The following is a 21,521-nucleotide window of genomic DNA, read 5'->3' as shown; positions in this document are numbered from 1 at the left end:
GGCCAGCACCAGCAGGGCCGGCAGCCGGAACAAGGTTTTACGCGACATCCGCATGCCCTCCGCAGGCCTGCTGGAACAGTTGCAGGAAACGCTCGGCGGTGTGGCTCCAGAGCCGCTGCTCGCCGATCACGCTGGCGTGTTCGGCCCAGCGGATCGCCAGCTCCGGCGTGGCACACAAATGGCTCAGCTCGGCCGCCAGGGCCGCGACATTGCCCTGGGGGAAAATCACCCCGTTGCCCTGGGCCACTTCCTCGGCAAAGGAGCGTGCGTCCGAGGTGATGGCGCCGCGTCCGCAGGCCACGGCCCAGGACAGGGCGCCGCTGGTGCCGCGCAGATTGCCCAGCAGTTTGAGTTTGCTCGACTCGCGGTACGGCAGCACCATCACATGATGGGCCTGGATCACCCGGGGGATGTCGGCGGCCGGCAGGTCCAGCTGCCAGTCGACGCTGTCTTGCAGGCCCAGGTTGCGGATGTGCCGGCGCAGTTGATCGAGGTAGCTGCCGGAGGGGCCGAAGGCCATCTCCGGCTCGCTGCCCCCGGCCAGGGTCAGGCGCAAGCGGGCGCGCAAGTCCGGTTGCTGGGTGAAGGTGACGGCCAGGGCGTCCAGCAGGTCTTCGATGCCCTTGCCGCGGTAGATGAAGCCGAAGTACAGCAGCCGCAGCGGGTCCAGCGCCGGCAAGGGCCTTGCGGCAATGGCCGGGTTGCCGTGGGGGATCACCGCCATCTGTTCGCTGCGCAAGCCCATGCGCTGGCGCAGGCACTGGCCGCCTGAACGGGTGAGGGTGACCAGGCGGGTCAGGCTGCGGGCCAGTTGCCGTTCTTCGTGCAGGCACAACGGGTCGGCCAGCACCGTGGCCATCTGCGGCAGCGGTGAAGGCAGCCGTGCGGCCAGCGACAGCGGCCAGGGCAAGCGCTCGCGGCGCCAGACCAGGCGTTCGGGGTCATGCAGGGTGGCGGTCAGGGGGAGCGTGGGGAAGCGTTCGCGCAGGGCCTTCAAGGCGTGGAACTCGGCCAGGCGCCCGCCACCGATTTCGGCATGGACCAGATCGATGCCTTGCCACTGCGTTTGCGCCACCCGTTCCCGGGCCCGTTGCGGGTCGTTGCCCAGCCCGGCCAGGGGCGTGCTGACGCGCACCCCCAGGTCTTCCAGTGCGGCCTTCAGGTGTCCGGCATAGTCGGCAATGCCGTTCTGTTCCGGTGGCAGGGGCGCGATCAGGGCAATATGCATCAGGCTTGGCTCCGGATGCGGGCCAGGATGTTGAGCACGCGTTCGGGAATCTCGAAGCGCCGCCGATTGAGGATGATGCCGTCGACGCGCTTGAACGCGGTATTGAGCGTGGACAGGGCATTTTCCAGAATCGGTACGGTGGTGGCCTCCGCCTCGACGATCAGCGCGATCAGGTCTGCCTGGCGCAGGGTCACGAAGGCTTCCTGGTTGGAGAAGAAGGCGCCGGCATTGAGCAGCAGGATCTCTCCCGGATGGGCGGGACCCGTGGCGTCGATGCGCACGCGATGGCCACGTTCGCGCAGCAGGTTGGCCAGGTGATCGATGACGAAGCTGACCCCCTCGCCACGCCGGGCCGAGGTCAGGCCGATGGCGAGGCCCTTGTCGGCGACCTGATCCAGTGGCAGGACCCCATAGAGCCGGTACATGCTGGCGGTGAACGCGGTGCGGCGCTGGGCGTGGCCGTTGCTGATGTCTTGCAGGCTGGTCCAGACCTGGATCCCGAAACGCGACTCGATCTTGTCGCCGTCGTGGATGCGCTGGTCCAGCAGATAGAAGAAATACAGGGCCAGCAGGCCGACCGCCAGGCTCAGTGGAAGCGCCAGCAACAGCATCGTCAGGCTTTTCGGGAAGACCCGGCGTTCGTTGAGGGTGGCCTGTTCGATCACCGCGATGTTGCTGATCTGGCTCTTGTCCAGTTCACGGTCGATCCGCGCTTTCTCGGTACTGGTGCTGTACAGGGCGAAGTTCTTTTCCGCGGCCTCCAGCTCGCGTTGCAGGCGGGCCATTTCCGGCTCCAGGGCCAGGGCCTGGCGGCGGTCCTGCTCCAACTGGGCGAGTTGGGTCTCTTGCTGGGTAGCCTGGGTCTGCAAGCGGCTGAGGCTGGCCTGCTGGTCGGCGAAGCTGTTCTGCAGGCGGGTATAGACCGGATTCGGCGCCAGGTTATCCGTGCGCTGGACCACCGCGTTCTGCGACTTGAGCAGGTCCTGCAGGTTGGCAATCGCCTGGTCCATGGCCTTCACCGGCGGTGCGCCCTCCTTGAAGGTCCGGAGCATTTCCTGGCGTTCGATCTGCTTGGCATTGATCCGTTGTTGCAGGTCCTGGCGGTCCGGGTTGAGGCTCATCTGCCGGCCGATGCTGATTTCCTTCTTCATGCTGTCGAGCTGGGCCTTTATCCGCTCCAGCCCGCTCTTGGTCGACGCCACGGCACGGGTGGTGTTCAGGTGTTCGCCGCGCAGGTTGTTGAGGTTGCGCGAGATATCGTTCAGGCGCTCGCCGATGCTCACCGCCCCCAATTCGTTGAGGTGGGCTTCGATCTGTTTCTTGTAGTCGAGGATGCGTTGGTTGGTCGCGGTGCTTTCGCCTTCGTAGAAGGTGTACAGGCTTTTGCGACCCAAGGTGCGGGTACGCTCCTCTTCATACTGCTCGATCCAGCTCTTGACGAGGGTCTGGGCCACCTGCGGATCGTTCCAGGTGAAGCTGATTTCCATCACCGAGGAGCCCGCGGCGTGGGTCACGCTGAAGCTCTTCGACAGTTGGTCCGCCAGGCGCTCGACCGGGGTCTGCTTCTCCACCAGGCCGAGCAGTTGCAGCAGCCCGCGGCCGACATCCAGCAGGCCCAGCAGGGTGTTCTTGAGCAGGGTCTTGAGGGTGGCGATCAAACCCTCCTGGGGCGCGGCCCTGGACAGCTCGTCCAGGTATTGCTCGGCGACCAGCCGGGCGATGGGGCGCCCGCTGAGTATGCGTTCCTCGTCGATGATCGGGTCGCGCTGGGCGCTGGGGATAATGGTCGCCTGGCGATCGGAAATCTCGATCGGCAGGGTGCTGGTATCCCGGCCCGGCTTGACCAGCAGCAGAGCGGTGGACTCGTAGCGGTTGGGCAGCAGGAACGCACCCAGCAAAATGACGATGAAGGTCACCAGCACGGCGATTTTCACTTCGCGTTTGAAGATGAAGAACAGACGCAACAAATCGCGGAAGGAGCGGATACTGATCATGTCTGTTGGCCCTGACGCTCAGTTGCTGCCGTTGCGGTTATTCAAGTTGTAGTTCACTCCGATACCGATCGATTTCTGGAAGGGAATCAGCTGGTTCAGGTACAGGTCGACCCATTCGATCCCGTTACCCACATGGGACTTGGGCACGAACACCACGTCGCCGCGTTGCAGCAGCACCGGTGCGCGGTTGCTGGCGCCGGCGAGCAGGGTGTCGCGGTAGTCGAAGAAGTAGGTCTTGTAGCGCCCGTCGTCGTCCTGGCGCAGCAGGGCGATATTGCGGCTGTCGCCCACTGGCAACAGGCCGCCGGCGCCGATCAGGGCCTGTTCCAGGGTGGTGACCGTGGTCACCGGCAGGCTGGTCGGATTGCGCACCGAGCCGCCGACGAACACGGTGTTGCCCGGGGACTGGGAGATGTTCACCGTCAGGGCCGAATCCTGGTAGATGTTTTTCAGCTTGTCTTCGAGGAACAGGGTCAGTTGTTGCGGCGTCAGGCCGGCGGCCTTGACGTTGCCGACGTAGGGATAGGAAAAGCTGCCGTCGTTCATCACGGTGAACAGCGTCAGTTCGTAGATCGAGTTGGCGGTGAAGGCTGAAATGGAGGGGGCCTCGCCGGTATTGCGCACGATGCGCAAGGTGTCGCCGGCACGGATGCGCTGGTCCGGCAGCGGTTTGCCGGCCAGGGCCTCGCCGGCCCGGTGACCTTCGCGCAGGATGTCGCTGTCCGGCAGTGCCACCTTGGCCGGGATGCTGCAGGCGCTGATGAATAGAACACTGAGGATGATCAGCAGGCGTTTGTTCATCGGTCAATCTTCCCTTTGTACATGGTCACACCCCTCTGACAGCCCCTGGTACGTTCGCGCGGCGGCTCCCCTGTCAGGTGTTTGAGCTTTTGCCGGTTTCGGCGCGAACCCGCCCGTAAATGTCGGTGAAGCGCACGATGTCGTCTTCGCCGAGGTATTCGCCGCTCTGCACTTCGATCATCACCAGGTCGATCACCCCGGGGTTGGCCAGCCGGTGTCGCTTGCCCGGCTTGATGAAGGTCGACTCATTGGTGTCGAGCATGAATTCGTTGTCGCCGCTGGTGACCTGCGCCATGCCGCTGACCACGATCCAGTGTTCGCTGCGGTGGTGGTGCATCTGCAGTGACAGCGAGGCCTGGGGGCGTACCACGATGCGCTTGATCTTGAAGCGCTTGCCTTCCTCGAGCACGGTGTAGGTGCCCCAGGGGCGGGTCACGGTGCGATGCAGGCGATAGGCGTCGTGGCCCTGGCGCTTGAGCTCCTGGGCAATGAGCTTGACGTCCTGGCTGCGCTTGCTGTCGGCGATCAGCAGCGCATCCGGGGTATCGATGATGATCAGGTCCTTGAGCCCCAGCCCGCCCACCAGGCGCTTGGGCGCATCGATGTAGCAGTTGCTGACGTCATACAGCACGGTCTCGCCGTTGCACTGGTTACCCTGGGCGTCGGCGGGGCTCAGCTCACGCACCGCCTGCCATGAGCCGATATCGCTCCAGCCGAGTTGGCAGGGCACCACCGCGACTTTCCGAGAGCGCTCCATCAGTGCGTAGTCGATGGAAATGTCCGGCGCCCGGGCCAGGCTCTGGCCATCCAGTTCCAACTGAAGTTCCTGGCTGCCTTCACGGCTGTGGCTGTGGGCCAGGCACTCGATCATGGCGTCGAGTACATCCGGGGCGTGTTCACGCAGTTCGCGCAGCACGGCGTCGGCCCGCAGGCAGAACATGCCGGCGTTCCACAGATGCCGGCCGTCGTTGACGTATTGCCGTGCCGTCTTCGCGTCAGGTTTCTCGACAAAGCGCGCGACCTGGAAGTTGGCGCCGTCCAGGGCCTGGCCCTTTTCGATATAACCGAAGCCGGTCTCGGGGTGGGTCGGGACCAGGCCAAAGGTCACCAGCCAACCCTGGTCGGCCAGTTCCCGGGCGCTGTCGACCGCCTTGGCGAAGGCGTCCAGGTCCTTGATCAGGTGATCGGCCGGCAGCACCAGCAACTGTGCGTCCTCGCCGTAGAGCCTGGCCACGTGCAGGGCCGCCGCCGCGATGGCCGGGGCGGTGTTGCGGCCAAAGGGTTCGAGGATGAAGTCCAGTGCCGTATCGCCCTTGTTCAGCGGGCGGTAGTCGTCCAGGGTACGGAAGAACACCTCGCGGTTGGTCACCGTCAGCACCCGCTGGACATCGGCCAGGTCGATGGCCCGGCGGAAGGTCTTTTGCAGCAGGCTGTCGCCATCGGGCAGGCGCATGAAGGGTTTCGGCATGGCCTCGCGGGAGACCGGCCACAGGCGGGTACCGGCACCACCGGCGATGATGCAGGGAATGAGTGTGCTCACTCAGAAGGCCTCGCGGGTCATGAACACTGCCGGAACAGTGCGGAACAGGATGTAGAGGTCGAACCAGATCGACCAGTTTTCGATGTATTCCAGATCGAACTCCACACGCTTCTCGATTTTTTCCAGCGTGTCGGTTTCGCCTCGGTAGCCGTTGATCTGGGCAAGCCCGGTGATCCCCGGCTTGACCCGGTGACGCGAGGTGTACTCCTTGACCGCTTCCTCGAACAGGATGCCCGCCACTTTGGTCGCCGTGGCGTGGGGGCGCGGGCCGACCATCGACATGCTGCCGATGAAGACATTGAACAGTTGCGGCAGCTCGTCGAGACTGGTCTTGCGGATAAAGCGCCCGACCCGGGTGATCCGCGGATCGCCGCGGGTGGTTTGTTTTTCGGCGGTGGCATCGCTCTGGTGCTGATGCATCGAGCGAAACTTGAAGACTTCGATCAGGCGGTTATTGTAGCCATAGCGCTTCTGGCGGAACAGCACCGGGCCCGGCGAATCGAGCTTGATCGCCAGGGCCACCAGCAGCATCAGCGGCGACAGCAGGATCAGCGCGGTGCTCGACAGGACCATGTCCTCGAGGCGCTTGAACATCGGCGACCAGCCGCGCAGGGGCACCTCGGAGGCGTTGAACATCGGCAGGTTGGCGACTTCGGTGATGCGGTTGTGGGCATGTCGGAAGGCAATCATGTCCGGCACCAGCAGCACGTTGACCGGCAGGCGGCGCAGTTCGCGGATGATGCAGTCCATGCGGTTTTCCGCCGACCAGGGCAGGGCGACCAGCACCTGGGTAACCTTTTCTTCGCGGATCAGCCGTTCCAGGTCGCTGGAGTTGCCCAGCAGCGGCAGGTTGCCCAGGGTCTTGGGCAGGCGGCCGATGCGGTCGTCGATAAATCCGATGACCCCGCAGCGGATATCCTGATTCTGGGTCAGGTACTCGGCCAGGCGCTGGCCGTTTTCGGTGGCCCCGAGGATGACCGCGTGCTGCAGGAAAATGCCCCGTTGCATCAGTTGCCGGAACAGGGTCAGCAGGATCAGGCGTTCGATGCCGAACAGCACCGGGCTGGCGAGAAACCAGACCAGCAGTTCGCTGTTGGTCAGGAGGCTGAACAGCTGCAGGCCGTGATGCATGAACAGCAACAGGCAGAACGCCGATGACCAGGCGAAGAGGGTGAGTCGCAAACGCAGCAGGTTGCTGAAGAGGGTCTCGGCATACACCCCCAGTGCCTGGAAGATCAGGACGCTGATGAATCCGAAGAACAGCAGCAGGGCGAAGTAGCTCTTGATGGCGTCGGGATCTTGCTCGCGCAGGTAGATCAGCAGCATCAGGCCGGGCAACATCGCGGTCAGTCCATGGACCAGGCGGATGCCGAACAGGAAGTACTCGACCATGCTGGGGCGGGTCAATAACAGGCTGTCAACCGGTTGCAGGCGCATAAACCCCTCCCGTCTCACCATCGCGAAATGGCGATTACGAAGCAGCGTGGCCGTTATTTTGAATAGAAAGCCTGGGCTCTTGCGCTACCCCCATCCTTGGCGGTTGATCTTTTCTGGATAGAACAGCGTCAATCCAAATGAGGCTTCCTTCCCGTAGTCTCGCGATTTTCATCGACTTGACACTTCACGCGTCCTCTCTGGTTCGGATGGCGTGGAGTTGAGTAAAGCTCATGAAACAGCAGGTTGCTAATGAATGATGGCCTACCGTCAAGAAAATACGACGGGTCGTTTCGTAATCAGGGCGACGAGCGCGACTGATAAATGCCTCAGTCGTCGAGGCTGATGATCTGCTCGCGTACCGCGAACAGTACGAGGCCGGCGACGTCGAAGATCTGCAGTCGCTTCATGATCTGCGAGCGGTGGGTTTCCACGGTCTTGATGCTCAGGCCCAGGCCATTGGCGATTTCCCGGGTCGACTTGCCCCGGACGATCAGCCGCAGGATCTCCAGCTGGCGCCCGGTCAGGTTGTGGTTATCCGCCCGCTCGGCCGGCAGGTTGCGCTGGACCTGGGTCAGGGCCTGGTTGATCACCGTGTGGGCGATGGCCGGGCTCAGGTAGCGCTCGTTGCTGCGCAAGGCGTCCAGGGCCTGGGCCAGTTCGGTGGCCGTGGTGTCCTTGAGCAGGTAGCCATGGGCGCCGATTTCCAGGGCCTGCATGATCAGTTGCGGGTCGGTGTGCATCGACAGGATCAGCACCTTGCTCTGGGGGCGCACCGCCTTGAGTGCGCGCAGGGCATCCAGGCCACCGGTTTTACGCATGGACAGGTCGAGCAGGATGATGTCCGGGTTCAGCCGTTCCACTGCGTCGAGCAGCTGCGCGCCGTCGCTGGCTTCGCCGATCACGGCATAACCCGGGATATCCAGTACCAGGGCGCGGACACCGGCCCGGATCAGTGAGTGGTCATCCACCAGAAGTAGGTTGCAGGTCATGGAGCCTTATTCTTGCTGGCGCGTTCCAGGGCGCGCGGCGCCCAGGGCAGCAGTGCTTCGATCTGCGTACCTTTGCCGGGTCCGCTGGTGACTGTCAATGTTCCGCCCGCCTGTTCGATGCGTTCGGCCATGCCGGCCATGCCGCTCTGGCCTTCCTCGCCGGGCCTGGCCGCCGGCGAAAAGCCCTGGCCGTCGTCGGCGATGTGCAGGGACAAGCCTTCGGGCAGGCGCTTGATACGCACCAGCAGGTTACGCGCCCGGGCATGGCGCAGCATGTTGGTGACCGCTTCCTGGGTCACCCGGAACGCGGTCACGGTCATCTCCTCGGGGAGGCCGGTCAGCCGCTGGTGACACTCCAGGCTCCAGAGCACACCGGTGTTTTCCAGGGTCTTGAGCAAGTGCGCCCGCAGGCTGGCCTCCAGGCCAAGGCTGGCCAATTGGCGGGGGTTGAGAATGGCCGAGACGTCGCGAACCTTGGCCAGGGTTTCGTCCAGGGTGTTGTTCAGCGTTTCGCAGTGGCTTTGCAGGTCGTCGGGCAGGCGCCGTTGCAACCACTGGGTCTGAAGTTTGGCCGCGGTCAGCAACTGGCCGATGTCGTCGTGCAGTTCGCGGCTGAGGCGATGGCGTTCGTTCTCTTGCACCTGGAGCAGGCGATCGGCCAGTTCTTGCGGCTGGAACTGGATGGCGGTACGTGAGTCGCGGTGCTGGAGCCAGACGCTGGCCAAGGCGGCGAGGTTCAGCAGCAGCAATCCCAGGGGCAGGCTGGAGCAGGTGCTGTAGATGAGTACGCTGGCCATGGCCGAGCCGATGCAAAGCACCGCGGTCAGCCGGCGGGCATTCTTTCGGGAGGGAAGCCAAGGCTTGAATGACTTGAGGCTGACGTACATAGCGTATGGAGCCGATGAATGTTCGCTACGGGTAGACCGTCAGGACAACCGACAGGCCAAGTTTGAAAAACGGGTACGCTTTAATACGTTCGCTCAAGGTGAAACAGTGTCAGGGTAAGAAAGTTTGCGCAATGATGTCATTTTGATGTCTTTTGGTGAAATTACTAAGCCGTACAAGTACATATGAGCGCTGGCGGCATAATACCACGTCATTCAGGGGTGGTCGCTCCCTGTCGATATATGTCCAATCGGTCAACTTTTCTTGTGCGTTTGTTCTGCAATCGTTGTTAAGCCACTTTACGCTAACCGACGCTCGAACGGTGTTTCGGTACTTTGTCGTGTAGACGCTAGTTATTCTTTTTGCATTAAAAATCCACGGCCTGAAACCCTGAAGTTCGAGGTTAGTTGCTGTTGTCGTTTTTGCGTATGAGCAGGACGGATTGGAGATGTATCAAGGGTGGTGTGCGATGGGCAACGGGCTGGGGTGTCTCGATGAGCGTGGGGGGGGCGAGCTTTTCAAACGGATCGTTCAGGGAAGGTGATCAGGGTGAAGGCCTTCGGTCCGATGACGGCTGATCCGCATTGGCCGGTCTGGATGGCCAGTGCGGTGATCAGTTCGGACTGTTCTTCGTCGTCGAGGCCCAATTGACCGGTGCAGGGGTCGATCAGTTCGACCTGCCAGGCCAGCAGCGTCAGGCAGTTGCGCAAGGCTTGCAAGGCGTCTTCATGCAGGTTGAGCGGGTCCTGGGGCTGGCTCAGGAGGGTGTGGATCTGCCGCGAGAACCGAGCCATCGAGCGTACGCCCAGGCCTTGCGCACAACTGGCCAGCGTGTGCAGCGAGACGAGGAGGCAGTCAATGGCGTCCTTGTCGTTGCGGATCAGTTCCAGGTGTTGGCAACACTCCTGCATCTTCGCCTGCAGGGCTTGGGCCTCCATCAGGAACTCTGGCAAGCCGGCTTGCCGTTCTTTACCGTTCAGCATGCTTTATCTCCTTGATTACATAGGCAGGCGATAGAAAGTCGCACGGGGCGAACGGTTTTAAAGTTAATGCCGACAGGCTGTGGGTGTCTGTAGTCTGTTTCCGATTGTTTCAAATTGCAGTGAGTGCATCCTGTTCTCAAATGCGTGTCGGCGGGCGCCAAAAGGCTGCATGGGCAGGCTCCCGGGAATTGGCCGAAAGTGGCCATCCAGAGGGCTTGAGCATGATCGGCGAAGGTTTTCACCTGGCCATCTGGCCATGGTCCCGCAATCAAAAACAAAAGCCCGACTCCATTCATGCAATGAGAATGGCGTCACATTAATGGCTATTGGATATTGCGAATATCAGGTTGCGCCTGATTGTCACTAGGGGATTCCCCTAGTATGGGGAACTATCGGTGAAATCGGTGGTCGCGCTGGGCGTCGCGCGGCGGCGAGGGGGTGAACCGAGTAAAGCATGATGTTAATGTGGCATCAATGCTTTTGGCAGGCATTTTATCGGAGGGTCAAGGTCCGATGCTCTCCGCCGATAACCTATTCAATGTCACTTTCAGCATCAAGCCCAGGAGTCATTAATGGCCGGCATTCTCGACACGGTAGATCAACGTACGCAACTGGTGGGTGAGAACCGGCTGGAGATTCTCATGTTTCGTCTGGCCGGGCGCCAGTTGTTCGCGATCAACGTGTTCAAGGTCCAGGAAGTGCTGCAACTGCCCAAGCTGACCTTGATGCCCCAGCGCCACCCGTTCGTTTGCGGCGTGGTCAACCTGCGGGGCCAGACACTGCCGGTGATCGATCTGTCCCAGGCGATCGGCATGCGTCCGCTGGTGCCGGGGCCCGACAGCACCATCATCGTCACCGAGTACAACCGCTCGGTCCAGGCGTTCCTGGTGGGGGGCGTGGACCGCATCGTCAACATGAACTGGGAAGCGATCCTGCCGCCGCCGAGCAGTGCCGGGCGCCAGCATTACCTGACCGCCATCAGCAAGGTGGACGACCAGTTGGTGGAAATCATCGACGTGGAAAAGGTCTTGGCCGAGATTGTGCCCTACAACGCCAAAGTGTCCCGTGAAAAACTCGACGACCCGGTCATGGATCGGGCGCGTGGCCGCGAAGTGTTGCTGGTCGACGACTCGAATGTGGCCCTGTCCCAGTTGCGCGATACCCTCGGGCAGTTGGGGGTGAAAATGCATATCGCCAGCGACGGCCTGAAGGCCTTGAACATGCTCAAGGGCTGGGCGGATGCCGGCGAGGTCATGACCGACAAGCTGCTGATGATCTTCACCGATGCGGAAATGCCGGAAATGGACGGCTATCGCCTGACCACTGAAATTCGTAACGACCCTCGCTTGCGCGGGCTTTATGTGGTCCTGCACACCTCGTTGTCCGGCAGTTTCAACGATGCGATGGTGAAGAAGGTGGGTTGCGACAACTTCCTCTCCAAGTTCCAGCCGGACAAGCTGGTGGATGTGGTGCGCCAGAGGCTGATGCTGGATAACGCCTGACCGGCTGCTCCTGCGGTAGAATCGCTGCTTTATCTGCCGGGAGCTGGCCATGTTGCGTCTGAGCGCGCTGTATCGATATCCGTTGAAGTCCGCCAGGGGCGAGACCTTGCGCCAGAGCCCGCTGGACGAGCTGGGCCTGGCCGGGGATCGGCGCTGGATGCTGGTGGATGAGGCCAGCGGGCGGTTCCTGACCCAGCGCGCGGTGGGCAAGATGAGTCAGTTGTCGGCGCTGTGGAATGTCGCGGGCGGCCTGACCCTGAGTGCTCCCGGGTATTCGACGCTGGACGTGGCCTTGCCCGGGAAGGACGAGGCCCTGCGTGGGGTAACCATCTGGAGCGACACCTTGCGCGTGCCGGATGCCGGCGATGAGGCGGCGGCCTGGCTGAGCGCGTTTATCGGCAAGCCGACCCGCCTGGTGCATGTGCCGCCGGAGCGCGCCCGTCTCACCCAGGCCGGTTATGGCAAGGAGGAGGATCGGGTGGCGTTTGCCGATGGTTTCCCCCTGCTGCTGATCGGCCAGGCTTCGCTGGATGACCTGTCGCGCAAGGTCGGGCGTGAGCTGGAAATGCTGCGCTTTCGGCCAAACCTGGTGATCGAGGGGAGCGAGGCTTTTGCCGAGGACGGCTGGAAGCGCATTCGTATCGGCGAGGTCGAGTTTCGGCTGGTGAAGCCTTGTTCCCGTTGCATCCTGACCACCCTCGATCCTCGGACCGGTGAGCGCAGCGCTGATCGCGAGCCGTTGACCACCCTCAAGACCTATCGCGAGCGGGATGGCGAGGTGATGTTCGGGCAGAACCTGGTCAATGATGGCCAGGGGTTGCTGGAAGTCGGGATGCCGGTGACCGTTCTCGAGTAATCGCTGCCCTGTGTAGGAGCAAGCTCGCTCCTACAGAACCAGGGCCAGCATCATTGGTCGTCAAAATACCGCTCGTGCCAGTCCACCAGCGGCTGCGGCACGTTGAGTTTCTGGCCGTAGATCACTGCGTACGACAACACGTTCTGCACGTACTGGCGGGTTTCGTCGAACGGAATGCTTTCCACCCACACGTCGAAGCCCAGGTGGTTGGCGCCCTTGAGCCACTGTCTGACACGACCGGGGCCGGCGTTGTAGGCGGCGGTTGCCAGCACGCGGTTGCCGTTGAACTGCCCATGCACCTGGCTCAGGTAGGCCGCCCCCAACTGGATGTTCTTGTCCGGGTCCAGGATCTGCTGCGGCGAGGCCAGCGGAATGCTGAACTTGCGCGCGGTTTCCTTGGCCGTAACCGGCATCAACTGCATCAGCCCGCTGGCGCCCGCGCCGGAGCGGGCATCATCCATGAAGGCGCTTTCCTGACGGGTGATGGCGAACACCCAGCTCGAGTGCAGTCCGCGTACCCTGGCTTCACGCACCAGTGTGTCGCGATGCGCCATGGGGAAGCGGATATCCAGGTCGTCCCAGTATTGCGCCTGGCTGATGGTGCGGATGGCCGGGAAATACCATCTCATGTCATAGGCCAGCTTGGCCTGGGCAACCATTTCATCGCGACTGAACAGGCGGCTGACGTGGTACCACTCGCGGCGCCCGTCGACGACCTGGCCGCGGTCATACAGCTCCAGGGCACGGCGTATGCCGGGGGTATTGCGGACCTTGTTGATCAGTTGCTGACTGAGGAGCAACGGTCGGTTGGTCAGCTGATACGGGGTCTGCGAGCGATCGGCGGCGAGGAAGCCGTAGAAGTCCCGTTCGTGGGCAACGGCCTTGAGCAATACCTGTGCCTGCGGGTTCTGCGGCTGTGCCAGTTGCAGGCTGCGGGCCTGCCAGTAGCGCCAGCGGTTGGTGGTCGCCAGCTCCGGCGGCAGTCGGCGGGTCAACTGGTAGGCGTCTTCCCAGCGGCCCAGGCGCAACAGCAGGCGCAGGCGCCATTCGGTCACGGTGTTGTCCCGCAGCTCCGGGTCGTACTGGGTCATGATGTCCAGCGCGCGGCTGTCGTAGCTGCGGGCCAGGGTCAGGCCGATTTCACGGGCGATCGCAACCTTTTCGTCACGGGAGAAGTGCATGCTCACGGCATAAGTGTCGAGCAGCGGCATGGCCCGGTCCGGGTCCTGGCGGGCCAGGCGCCGCAGGCCGAGGCCGACCACGTCGGACATGGCCTCGTCCGCCGGGATGAAGCGCGAAGGCTGGTTCAGCAGGTCCGGCCTCTGGGCCACTTCGATCAACAGGCGGCCTTGTGGGGCGAGGGTGGTCAGGTCGCTGACCAGGCTGTTGGCCAGGCCGTAGTTGCGGGCCTCGGCCGCCAGTTTCAGGCGCTGCCAGCGTTTCTGCTCGGTCAGTTGGCCTTCGGCGGCCCACATGCCGAACAAGGCGTCGCAGGCGCTCGGTTGGGACTTGCCGGTCAGCCAGAGCTTTTCCGCCGTGGCATAGCCCTCGGCGCGCAGGTTGTGGCTGAGCTGGTACTGGCCGTTGAGGCAGTCCAGTTCAGTGAAATTCAGCTTGGGGTCGTAGTACTTGACGAAGGGTTGCCAGTCGCCGCGATCGGCCAGCCAGCGCAACCAGCGCAGCTTCATCCAGTTGGCCTGGGGCAGGTCGCCGTGCTCGGCGAGGAATTCCTCGATCTCGGCATTGCTCGCGGTTTTCAGGCGCGCGGTCAACTCGTCGTAGGCCAGGTAGGGTTCCAGCGGGTAGTCCCGGAGGGCATCCTGGTAACGGAAATAGGGGCCTGAATCACCCTTGGCGAGGGCGCGCTTGGCTTCGTCGTAGAACTGGCGTTGCTGGGAGAGGTCGACAGCCTGAGCGGTTTGGATGGCGCAGGCGGAAAGAAGCAGACACGATAAAAAGTTGAAAAGACGGCTGCGCATGGGATTTCCGAACAAAAAACCTGACGAGCGCCGCTTCAATAGCGGCGCTGATTGCCGGGTAGCTTAGCCTTTTGCCGGCCAGGGGCGAAAGTTTTGCGCTCGGCTGTACGCAACTTGATACCAATTGTCACCTTGAACCGGGGTGCCGATGAAAATGCCGGCCGCCTGCGGGCTCAAGTCAGGTAGAATGCGCGCCCGGTTTTTGGAGAAGCTCATGACCCTGCTCAAATTCAGCGATGTGTCCCTTGCCTTCGGCGCCATGCCGTTGTTGGACAAGGTGTCGTGGCAGATCGCCCGTGGTGAGCGGGTGTGCATCATCGGCCGCAACGGCACAGGCAAGTCCAGCATGTTGAAGCTGGTCAAGGGCGTGCAGAAGCCCGATGACGGCTCCGTCTGGCGTTCGCCCGGACTCAAGATCGGCGAGTTGCCGCAAGAGTTGCCGGTGGCCGACGAGCGCACCGTGTTCGACGTGGTGGCCGCGGGTCTGGACGGTGTCGGCGAGTTGCTGGCCCAGTATCATCACCTCAGCCAGAACATCGTTACCGATGCCGACCTGGACAAGCTCATGCACGTCCAGCACGACCTCGAAGCCCGTGATGGCTGGCGTTTGCAGACCTTGGTCGACAGTACCCTGAGCCGCCTGCAGCTGCCGGCCGACAAGACCCTCGCCGAGTTGTCCGGCGGCTGGCGTCGGCGTGTCCTGCTGGCCCAGGCGCTGGTGTCGGAACCGGACCTGCTGCTGCTCGACGAGCCGACCAACCACCTGGACATCGGCGCGATCGCCTGGCTGGAAGAGGCCTTGAAGGATTTCCAGGGCGCGGTGCTGTTCATCACCCACGACCGTTCCTTCCTGCAGAACCTGGCGACCCGTATCCTGGAGCTGGATCGTGGCGGCCTGATCGACTGGAATGGCGACTACGCCAGCTTCCTGGTGCACAAGGAAGCGGTGCTGGCCGCCGAGGAAACCGCCAACGCGCTGTTCGACAAGCGCCTGGCCCAGGAAGAAGTCTGGATCCGCCAGGGCATCAAGGCCCGGCGGACCCGCAACGAAGGCCGTGTGCGTGCGTTGAAGGCCCTGCGCGTGGAGCGTAGCGAGCGTCGCGAGCGCACCGGCAAGGCGAATATCCAGCTCGACACCGCCGACAAGTCCGGCAAGCAGGTGATGGTGCTGGAAAACGTCAGCTTCGCGCATCCGGGTGGCCCGTTCCTGATCAAGGACTTCTCCATGGTCCTGCAGCGCGGCGACCGGATCGGCCTGCTGGGGGCCAACGGTACCGGCAAGACCACCTTGCTCAAGCTGATGCTCAATGGCTTGCAGCCGACCAGCGGCACGGTGGAAGAGGGCACGCGGATCGACGTGGCCTACTTCGACCAGTTGCGCCATCAGTTGGACCTGGAAAAGACCGTGATCGACAACGTCGCCGAAGGTCGCGACTTCATCGACATCGATGGCCAGAGCCGCCATGTGCTGAGCTATCTGGGCGACTTCCTGTTCAGCCCGCAACGCGCCCGTACCCCGGTCAAGGCCTTGTCCGGCGGTGAGCGGGCACGCCTGCTGCTGGCCAAGCTGTTCAGCAAGCCTGCCAACCTGCTGGTGCTCGACGAACCGACCAACGACCTCGATGTGGAAACCCTCGAGTTGCTGGAAGAAGTGCTGCTGACGTTCAGTGGCACCGTGCTGATGGTCAGCCACGACCGGGCCTTCCTCGACAACGTGGTCACCAGTACCCTGGTGTTCGAGGGCGAGGGCAAGGTGCGCGAGTACGTCGGCGGTTACCAGGACTGGCTGCGCCAGGGCGGTTCGCCGCGTTTGCTGGGCGTGACCGAGAACAAGTCAGGCAAGGCCGAGCTCAATTCGGCGGTGGTCACGGCGGCGCCCGCGCCGGTGGTGGCGGCCGTGGAGCAGCCGGCGGCGAAGAAAAAGCTCAGCTACAAGTTGCAGCGCGAGCTGGAAGCGTTGCCGGGCGAGATCGACGCCAAGGAGCAGCAGATTGCCGCCGTTGAGGCCGAAATGGCCGAGGCGGGGTTCTATCAGCGTCCGGCGGTGGAGACAGCTGCGGTCATTGCCGGGCTGGAAAAACTCCAGGCCGAGCTGGATGCGATGGTGGAGCGCTGGGCCGAGCTGGACGCCTGAGCATTCGGCGAGTAACGAAAAGCCCGGCCCCAACCTGTGTGGGTGCCGGGCTTTATTTTATGGCGTGCGCCAACCTGTTATCAGGTCGGACGTTTGACCAGGTGCACCGCCAGCACATCGCACGGCGCACCGTGCAGCACGTCGTTGGCGGTGGAGCCCAGCAGCAGTGCCAGGCCGTGCCGGCCATGGCTGCCGACCACGATCAGGTCGCAATGCTGTTCCTTGGCCAGATGGTGGATTTCCTGGCGCGGCTGGCCGTAGGTCAGGTGGCAGTTGTCTTTCGAGAGTTCCGGGTATTTGACGATCAGCCGATCGAGGCGCTCCTTGGCCTGGTCGAATTGCTGTTGCTGCAACTGGGAAAGGTCCATGGGGACGTCGCCACCGAAGGCCATGGCCATCGGTTCGACGATATGCACCAGTGACAACAGGGCTTCGCTGCTGACCGACAGTTCGCGTGCGCGCTTGATGACCGGGTCGCATTCTTCTGTCAGGTCGACAGCTACCAGAATGTGTTCGTAGCTCATGAAAGGCACTCCTGAGGATCGCATTAGCTTTAAGTATGGCTGGTTTCAAGCGGATTGGTTCGTCGGCGAGCCAATCGCTCATCAAGAATCGAGAGAGTTAGAGATATGACGGTATGGATAGTGGTGTCAATCCTGGCGCTGGTGTTGAGTCCCTTGGCCTGGCTACGTCCTTCACGCCGCCAGAGCGGGATGATGGCCCTGCGCATGGAGGCACGCCGCATCGGCCTGGGCATGCAACTGGCGCCCCAGGAGTGGCCCCACTGGCTGCCCTTTGATCCGCCCAGCCCTTGTGCGCAATACCACCGTCCGCGCCGGCGCCCCGATAGTCCGTGCTGGAGCTATTGGCAAACCGCCCCCGGAGTCTGGGTCAATCAATGGCGGGAAACCTTGACCGACGACAATCTGCTGGTGCATTTGCGGACGTTGCCAGACAACGCCTACAAGATCGAGGCGGACAAGCAGATGATTGCCGTGTATTGGGGCGAGCGCGGCGACGCCGGGGTCTTGCAGGCCATCGCGGCGGTACTCAAGGCCCTGGCTTGACGCAGGATCGGCCGGTCGACGCTACACTATTGATTCGCTGAATGGGTGGCCATAAACCTTGGGTGGCCAAGGCCTGTCACGCTCGAAATGTGACCGGGAAGTCGCTTTTTCAGCAACGTTTTCGGCAATTGACAATTGCTGCGAATTCCGTGAAGGTGTCCACACCCAAATCAAACGGGCGTATGAATTGAGCGTTTGTCTGATCAGACGGCTCCAAACAGAACCCCGACTATCGCGTTGGCGGGTGTGCCTGGCGGCTTGGCGTAGCATCGACGGTAATGTCAGTGCCGTACCATCCGCTCGCGTCCGACGTGTACTGTTCAGCTTCCATATCGTGGAGATCAGTTGATGATTTACGAAGGTAAAGCCATCACGGTTAAGGCTCTTGAAAGTGGCATCGTCGAACTGAAGTTCGATCTCAAGGGTGAGTCCGTCAACAAGTTCAACCGTCTGACCCTGAGCGAATTGCGCCAGGCCGTGGACACCCTCAAGGCTGATGCGTCCGTCAAGGGCGTGATCGTCAGCAGCGGCAAGGACGTGTTCATCGTCGGCGCCGACATCACCGAATTTGTCGACAACTTCAAGTTGCCGGATGCGGAGCTGGTGGCGGCCAACCTCGAAGCCAACAAGATTTTCAGCGATTTCGAAGACCTGGCCGTGCCGACCGTCGCCGCGATCAATGGCATCGCCCTGGGCGGCGGTCTGGAAATGTGCCTGGCCGCGGATTTCCGCGTCATGTCCAGCAGCGCCAAGATCGGCCTGCCGGAAGTCAAGCTGGGTATCTACCCGGGCTTCGGCGGTACCGTCCGCCTGCCGCGCCTGATCGGTGCGGACAACGCCATCGAGTGGATCGCCGCCGGTAAGGAAAACCGCGCCGAAGACGCCCTGAAAGTCGGCGCCGTCGATGCCGTGGTCGCTCCGGAGAAGCTCCAGGAAGCCGCTCTGGAACTGATCAAGCGCGCCATCTCCGGCGAGCTCGATCACAAGGCCAAGCGCCAGCCGAAGCTGGACAAGCTCAAGCTCAACGCCATCGAGCAGATGATGGCCTTCGAAACCGCCAAGGGTTTCGTGGCCGGTCAGGCCGGTCCGAACTACCCGGCCCCGGTCGAAGCGATCAAGACCATCCAGAAAGCCGCCAACTTCGGTCGCGACAAGGCCCTGGAAGTCGAGGCCGCCGGCTTCGTCAAGCTGGCCAAGACCTCGGCCGCCCAGAGCCTGGTCGGTCTGTTCCTGAACGACCAGGAACTGAAGAAAAAGGCCAAGGCCTACGACGAAATCGCCAAGGACGTGAAGCAGGCCGCCGTATTGGGCGCCGGTATCATGGGTGGCGGTATCGCTTATCAGTCGGCTTCCAAAGGTACGCCGATCCTGATGAAGGACATCAACGAGCACGGTATCGAGCAGGGGCTGGCGGAAGCCGCCAAGCTGCTGGTGAGCCGCGTTGACAAGGGCCGCATGACCGCCGCGAAGATGGCGGAAGTGCTTAACGGCATTCGTCCGACCCTGTCCTACGGTGACTTCGGTCATGTCGACCTGGTGGTCGAAGCGGTCGTCGAGAACCCCAAGGTCAAGCAGGCGGTACTGGCGGAAGTGGAAGCCCAGGTCAAGGACGATGCGATCCTCGCCTCCAACACCTCGACCATTTCCATCAGCCTGCTGGCCAAGGCCCTCAAGCGTCCGGAAAACTTCGTCGGCATGCACTTCTTCAACCCGGTGCACATGATGCCGCTGGTGGAAGTGATCCGCGGTGAGAAGTCCAGCGAGCAAGCGGTCGCCACCACCGTGGCCTATGCCAAGAAAATGGGCAAGAACCCGATCGTGGTCAACGACTGCCCGGGCTTCCTGGTCAACCGTATCCTGTTCCCGTACTTCGGCGGCTTCGCCAAGCTGGTCAGCGCCGGCGTGGACTTCGTCCGCATCGACAAGATCATGGAGAAGTTCGGCTGGCCGATGGGCCCGGCCTACCTGATGGACGTGGTCGGCATCGACACCGGCCACCACGGCCGTGACGTGATGGCCGAAGGCTTCCCTGACCGCATGAAGGACGACCGTCGTTCGGCGGTGGACGCCCTCTACGAGGCCAAGCGCCTGGGCCAGAAGAACGGCAAGGGCTTCTACGCCTACGAGACCGACAAGCGCGGCAAGCAGAAGAAAGTCGCCGATTCGTCGGTGCTGGAAGTGCTCAAGCCGATCATCTACGAGCAGCGTGAAGTGACCGACGAGGACATCATCAACTGGATGATGATCCCGCTGTGCCTGGAAACCGTGCGCTGCCTGGAAGACGGCATCGTCGAAACCGCCGCCGAAGCCGACATGGGCCTGGTCTACGGCATTGGTTTCCCTCCCTTCCGTGGCGGTGCGTTGCGCTACATCGACTCGATCGGTGTGGCCGAATTCGTCGCCTTGGCCGATCAGTACGCCGACCTGGGCGCGCTGTACCACCCGACCGCGAAGCTGCGTGAAATGGCCAAGAATGGCCAGCGGTTCTTCGGTTAAGCGCCCACACCAGAGCGAGAGTGAACGATATGAGCTTGAATCCTAGAGACGTCGTGATTGTCGACTTCGGTCGTACTCCGATGGGCCGCTCCAAGGGCGGCATGCACCGCAACACCCGCGCCGAGGACATGTCGGCGCACCTGATCAGCAAACTGCTGGAACGCAACGTCAAGGTCGACCCGAACGAAGTCGAGGACGTGATCTGGGGCTGTGTGAACCAGACCCTGGAGCAGGGCTGGAACATCGCCCGCATGGCGTCGCTGATGACCCAGATCCCGCACACCGCCGCCGGCCAGACCGTCAGCCGCCTGTGCGGTTCGTCGATGAGCGCGCTGCACACCGCCGCCCAGGCGATCATGACCGGCAACGGTGACGTTTTCGTCGTCGGCGGCGTCGAGCATATGGGCCACGTGGGCATGATGCACGGTGTCGATCCGAACCCGCACATGTCCCTGTACGCGGCGAAAGCCTCGGGCATGATGGGCCTGACCGCGGAAATGCTCGGCAAGATGCACGGCATCACCCGCGAGCAGCAGGACGCCTTTGGCGTGCGCTCCCACCAGTTGGCTCACAAGGCCACCGTGGAAGGCAAGTTCAAGGACGAGATCATCCCGATGCAAGGGTATGACGAGAACGGCTTCCTGAAGGTGTTCGACTACGACGAAACCATCCGTCCGGAAACCACCCTGGAAAGCCTGGCGGCCCTGAAGCCGGCGTTCAACCCCAAGGGCGGCACCGTGACGGCGGGGACTTCCTCGCAGATCACCGACGGCGCCTCGTGCATGATCGTGATGTCGGCCCAGCGTGCCCAGGACTTGGGGATCCAGCCGTTGGCGGTGATCCGTTCCATGGCCGTGGCGGGTGTCGACCCGGCGATCATGGGCTACGGTCCGGTACCGGCGACCCAGAAAGCCCTCAAGCGTGCGGGCCTGGCCATCTCCGACATCGACTTCTTCGAGCTCAACGAAGCCTTCGCCGCACAGGCCCTGCCCGTGCTCAAGGACCTGAAAGTGCTCGACAAGATGAACGAGAAGGTTAACCTGCACGGCGGCGCGATTGCCTTGGGCCACCCGTTCGGTTGTTCCGGTGCGCGGATTTCCGGCACCTTGCTCAACGTGATGAAGCAGAATGGCGGTACCCTCGGGGTGTCCACCATGTGCATTGGTCTCGGCCAAGGCATCGCCACCGTCTTCGAACGCGTCTAAGCGTCTCGTCGAAGGAAGCCGGGGCCTGGTGCCCCGGCTTTTGTTTTTCCGAATTTTTTTATTTTTATTTGTAAGGAGCCGATACATGAAACTGGAGCCCGGGCTCTATCAGCATTACAAGGGACCGCAGTACCGCGTTTTCAACGTTGCACGGCACTCCGAGACCAACGAGGAACTGGTGTTCTACCAAGCCCTGTATGGCGATTACGGCTTTTGGGTACGTCCCTTGAGCATGTTCCTGGAGTCGGTCGAGGTTGACGGCGAACAGGTCCCGCGCTTTGCTTTGGTGCAAGCTGAACCGAGCCTTTTTTCAAGGCCTTGAGGGGAGGGCGCGCAGAACCCTGTGCTTGACCTCACCTTGTAGCCACTATATATAGCGGTGCCGCGTCAGGCGCAGGCCGCCTCTCACTTCTAGCATTCAGGAA

General features: G+C 62.4%; 18 protein-coding genes. 7 read left to right on the top strand and 11 right to left on the bottom strand.

What is annotated here, in order from left to right; genetic code table 11:
* Positions 1–37: 37 nt before the first annotated feature.
* The 8 genes from NUH87_RS08630 to NUH87_RS08595 form a co-directional block, all read right to left on the bottom strand.
* Entirely contained in the window at positions 38–1,228 is a 1,191-nt protein-coding gene (locus NUH87_RS08630) for a glycosyltransferase (protein ID WP_338525613.1), read from the bottom strand.
* Positions 1,228–3,222 carry a lipopolysaccharide biosynthesis protein gene (locus NUH87_RS08625; RefSeq protein WP_338525612.1) on the bottom strand — a complete coding sequence of 665 codons (1,995 nt, stop codon included), beginning with the start codon at positions 3,220–3,222 and terminating at the stop codon, positions 1,228–1,230. The genes NUH87_RS08630 and NUH87_RS08625 overlap by 1 nt, the downstream gene beginning before the upstream one ends.
* Before the next feature lie 18 nt (positions 3,223–3,240).
* On the bottom strand, positions 3,241–4,023 hold the full coding sequence (locus NUH87_RS08620) for a polysaccharide biosynthesis/export family protein (RefSeq protein WP_338525611.1): 783 nt from the start codon (positions 4,021–4,023) through the stop codon (positions 3,241–3,243).
* 73 nt (positions 4,024–4,096) lie between these two features.
* Positions 4,097–5,563, bottom strand: a complete 1,467-nt coding sequence (locus NUH87_RS08615; RefSeq protein ID WP_338525610.1) for a mannose-1-phosphate guanylyltransferase/mannose-6-phosphate isomerase — start codon at positions 5,561–5,563, stop codon at positions 4,097–4,099.
* Positions 5,564–7,000 (bottom strand): undecaprenyl-phosphate glucose phosphotransferase, encoded by a 1,437-nt coding sequence (locus NUH87_RS08610; protein WP_338525609.1) that lies wholly within the window; start codon positions 6,998–7,000, stop codon positions 5,564–5,566.
* Positions 7,001–7,326: 326 nt separating this feature from the next.
* A complete protein-coding gene (locus NUH87_RS08605; protein WP_040063213.1) occupies positions 7,327–7,989 on the bottom strand; it encodes a response regulator in 663 nt (220 codons plus the stop codon).
* Positions 7,986–8,876, bottom strand: a complete 891-nt coding sequence (locus NUH87_RS08600; protein WP_338525608.1) for a sensor histidine kinase — start codon at positions 8,874–8,876, stop codon at positions 7,986–7,988. The genes NUH87_RS08605 and NUH87_RS08600 overlap by 4 nt, the downstream gene beginning before the upstream one ends.
* Positions 8,877–9,392: 516 nt before the next feature.
* Positions 9,393–9,857 carry a hypothetical protein gene (locus NUH87_RS08595; RefSeq protein WP_338525607.1) on the bottom strand — a complete coding sequence of 155 codons (465 nt, stop codon included), beginning with the start codon at positions 9,855–9,857 and terminating at the stop codon, positions 9,393–9,395.
* A 572-nt stretch (positions 9,858–10,429) separates the two neighbouring features.
* Here NUH87_RS08595 and NUH87_RS08590 point away from each other — a divergent pair.
* Together NUH87_RS08590 and NUH87_RS08585 are read left to right on the top strand one after the other, a co-directional pair.
* On the top strand, positions 10,430–11,359 hold the full coding sequence (locus NUH87_RS08590) for a chemotaxis protein CheV (protein WP_040063207.1): 930 nt from the start codon (positions 10,430–10,432) through the stop codon (positions 11,357–11,359).
* A gap of 49 nt (positions 11,360–11,408) precedes the next feature.
* Positions 11,409–12,215, top strand: coding sequence for an MOSC domain-containing protein (locus NUH87_RS08585; RefSeq protein WP_338525606.1), 807 nt, complete (start codon positions 11,409–11,411; stop codon positions 12,213–12,215).
* 50 nt (positions 12,216–12,265) lie between these two features.
* Here NUH87_RS08585 and NUH87_RS08580 read toward each other — a convergent pair whose 3' ends face one another.
* Positions 12,266–14,194, bottom strand: coding sequence for a transglycosylase SLT domain-containing protein (locus tag NUH87_RS08580; protein WP_338525605.1), 1,929 nt, complete (start codon positions 14,192–14,194; stop codon positions 12,266–12,268).
* A 63-nt stretch (positions 14,195–14,257) separates the two neighbouring features.
* Positions 14,258–14,410, bottom strand: a complete 153-nt coding sequence (locus NUH87_RS08575) for a hypothetical protein (RefSeq protein WP_157015833.1) — start codon at positions 14,408–14,410, stop codon at positions 14,258–14,260.
* Here NUH87_RS08575 and NUH87_RS08570 point away from each other — a divergent pair.
* Positions 14,409–16,328 (top strand): ATP-binding cassette domain-containing protein, encoded by a 1,920-nt coding sequence (locus NUH87_RS08570; protein WP_338525604.1) that lies wholly within the window; start codon positions 14,409–14,411, stop codon positions 16,326–16,328. The two genes, NUH87_RS08575 and NUH87_RS08570, sit on opposite strands and share 2 nt — an antisense overlap.
* Before the next feature lie 80 nt (positions 16,329–16,408).
* On the opposite strand, the gene NUH87_RS08565 is transcribed toward NUH87_RS08570, so the two are convergent.
* Positions 16,409–16,852: a universal stress protein gene (locus NUH87_RS08565; protein ID WP_338525603.1), complete on the bottom strand. Its 444-nt coding sequence runs from the start codon at positions 16,850–16,852 to the stop codon at positions 16,409–16,411.
* 105 nt (positions 16,853–16,957) lie between these two features.
* On the opposite strand from NUH87_RS08565, the gene NUH87_RS08560 reads away from it, so the two are divergent.
* From NUH87_RS08560 to NUH87_RS08545, 4 genes are all read left to right on the top strand, one after another.
* On the top strand, positions 16,958–17,395 hold the full coding sequence (locus NUH87_RS08560) for a hypothetical protein (protein WP_040063200.1): 438 nt from the start codon (positions 16,958–16,960) through the stop codon (positions 17,393–17,395).
* Between the two features lie 348 nt (positions 17,396–17,743).
* A complete protein-coding gene (fadB, locus tag NUH87_RS08555) occupies positions 17,744–19,891 on the top strand; it encodes a fatty acid oxidation complex subunit alpha FadB (protein ID WP_338525602.1) in 2,148 nt (715 codons plus the stop codon).
* 29 nt (positions 19,892–19,920) lie between these two features.
* The gene (gene fadA / locus NUH87_RS08550) at positions 19,921–21,096 is read left to right on the top strand and encodes an acetyl-CoA C-acyltransferase FadA (protein ID WP_040063197.1); all 1,176 of its coding nucleotides are present in this window, start codon (positions 19,921–19,923) and stop codon (positions 21,094–21,096) included.
* Between the two features lie 85 nt (positions 21,097–21,181).
* Positions 21,182–21,418 carry a DUF1653 domain-containing protein gene (locus tag NUH87_RS08545; protein WP_040063192.1) on the top strand — a complete coding sequence of 79 codons (237 nt, stop codon included), beginning with the start codon at positions 21,182–21,184 and terminating at the stop codon, positions 21,416–21,418.
* The last annotated feature ends 103 nt before the right edge of the window (positions 21,419–21,521 follow it).

This window comes from Pseudomonas batumici, from assembly GCF_036585405.1.
In the GTDB taxonomy this organism is placed as follows: domain Bacteria; phylum Pseudomonadota; class Gammaproteobacteria; order Pseudomonadales; family Pseudomonadaceae; genus Aquipseudomonas; species Aquipseudomonas batumici.
Note: the sequence above shows the minus strand (reverse complement) of the source record. Positions and strands in the feature narration are given on the sequence as shown.

Coding starts and splice junctions, on each gene's coding strand:
- NUH87_RS08630 (WP_338525613.1), bottom strand. CDS start 1,228: ATGCATATTGCCCTGATCGCGCCCCTGCCACCGGAACAGAACGGCATT.
- NUH87_RS08625 (WP_338525612.1), bottom strand. CDS start 3,222: ATGATCAGTATCCGCTCCTTCCGCGATTTGTTGCGTCTGTTCTTCATC.
- NUH87_RS08620 (WP_338525611.1), bottom strand. CDS start 4,023: ATGAACAAACGCCTGCTGATCATCCTCAGTGTTCTATTCATCAGCGCC.
- NUH87_RS08610 (WP_338525609.1), bottom strand. CDS start 7,000: ATGCGCCTGCAACCGGTTGACAGCCTGTTATTGACCCGCCCCAGCATG.
- NUH87_RS08605 (WP_040063213.1), bottom strand. CDS start 7,989: ATGACCTGCAACCTACTTCTGGTGGATGACCACTCACTGATCCGGGCC.
- NUH87_RS08600 (WP_338525608.1), bottom strand. CDS start 8,876: ATGTACGTCAGCCTCAAGTCATTCAAGCCTTGGCTTCCCTCCCGAAAG.
- NUH87_RS08595 (WP_338525607.1), bottom strand. CDS start 9,857: ATGCTGAACGGTAAAGAACGGCAAGCCGGCTTGCCAGAGTTCCTGATG.
- NUH87_RS08590 (WP_040063207.1), top strand. CDS start 10,430: ATGGCCGGCATTCTCGACACGGTAGATCAACGTACGCAACTGGTGGGT.
- NUH87_RS08585 (WP_338525606.1), top strand. CDS start 11,409: ATGTTGCGTCTGAGCGCGCTGTATCGATATCCGTTGAAGTCCGCCAGG.
- NUH87_RS08580 (WP_338525605.1), bottom strand. CDS start 14,194: ATGCGCAGCCGTCTTTTCAACTTTTTATCGTGTCTGCTTCTTTCCGCC.
- NUH87_RS08570 (WP_338525604.1), top strand. CDS start 14,409: ATGACCCTGCTCAAATTCAGCGATGTGTCCCTTGCCTTCGGCGCCATG.
- NUH87_RS08575 (WP_157015833.1), bottom strand. CDS start 14,410: ATGAGCTTCTCCAAAAACCGGGCGCGCATTCTACCTGACTTGAGCCCG.
- NUH87_RS08565 (WP_338525603.1), bottom strand. CDS start 16,852: ATGAGCTACGAACACATTCTGGTAGCTGTCGACCTGACAGAAGAATGC.
- NUH87_RS08560 (WP_040063200.1), top strand. CDS start 16,958: ATGACGGTATGGATAGTGGTGTCAATCCTGGCGCTGGTGTTGAGTCCC.
- fadB (WP_338525602.1), top strand. CDS start 17,744: ATGATTTACGAAGGTAAAGCCATCACGGTTAAGGCTCTTGAAAGTGGC.
- fadA (WP_040063197.1), top strand. CDS start 19,921: ATGAGCTTGAATCCTAGAGACGTCGTGATTGTCGACTTCGGTCGTACT.
- NUH87_RS08545 (WP_040063192.1), top strand. CDS start 21,182: ATGAAACTGGAGCCCGGGCTCTATCAGCATTACAAGGGACCGCAGTAC.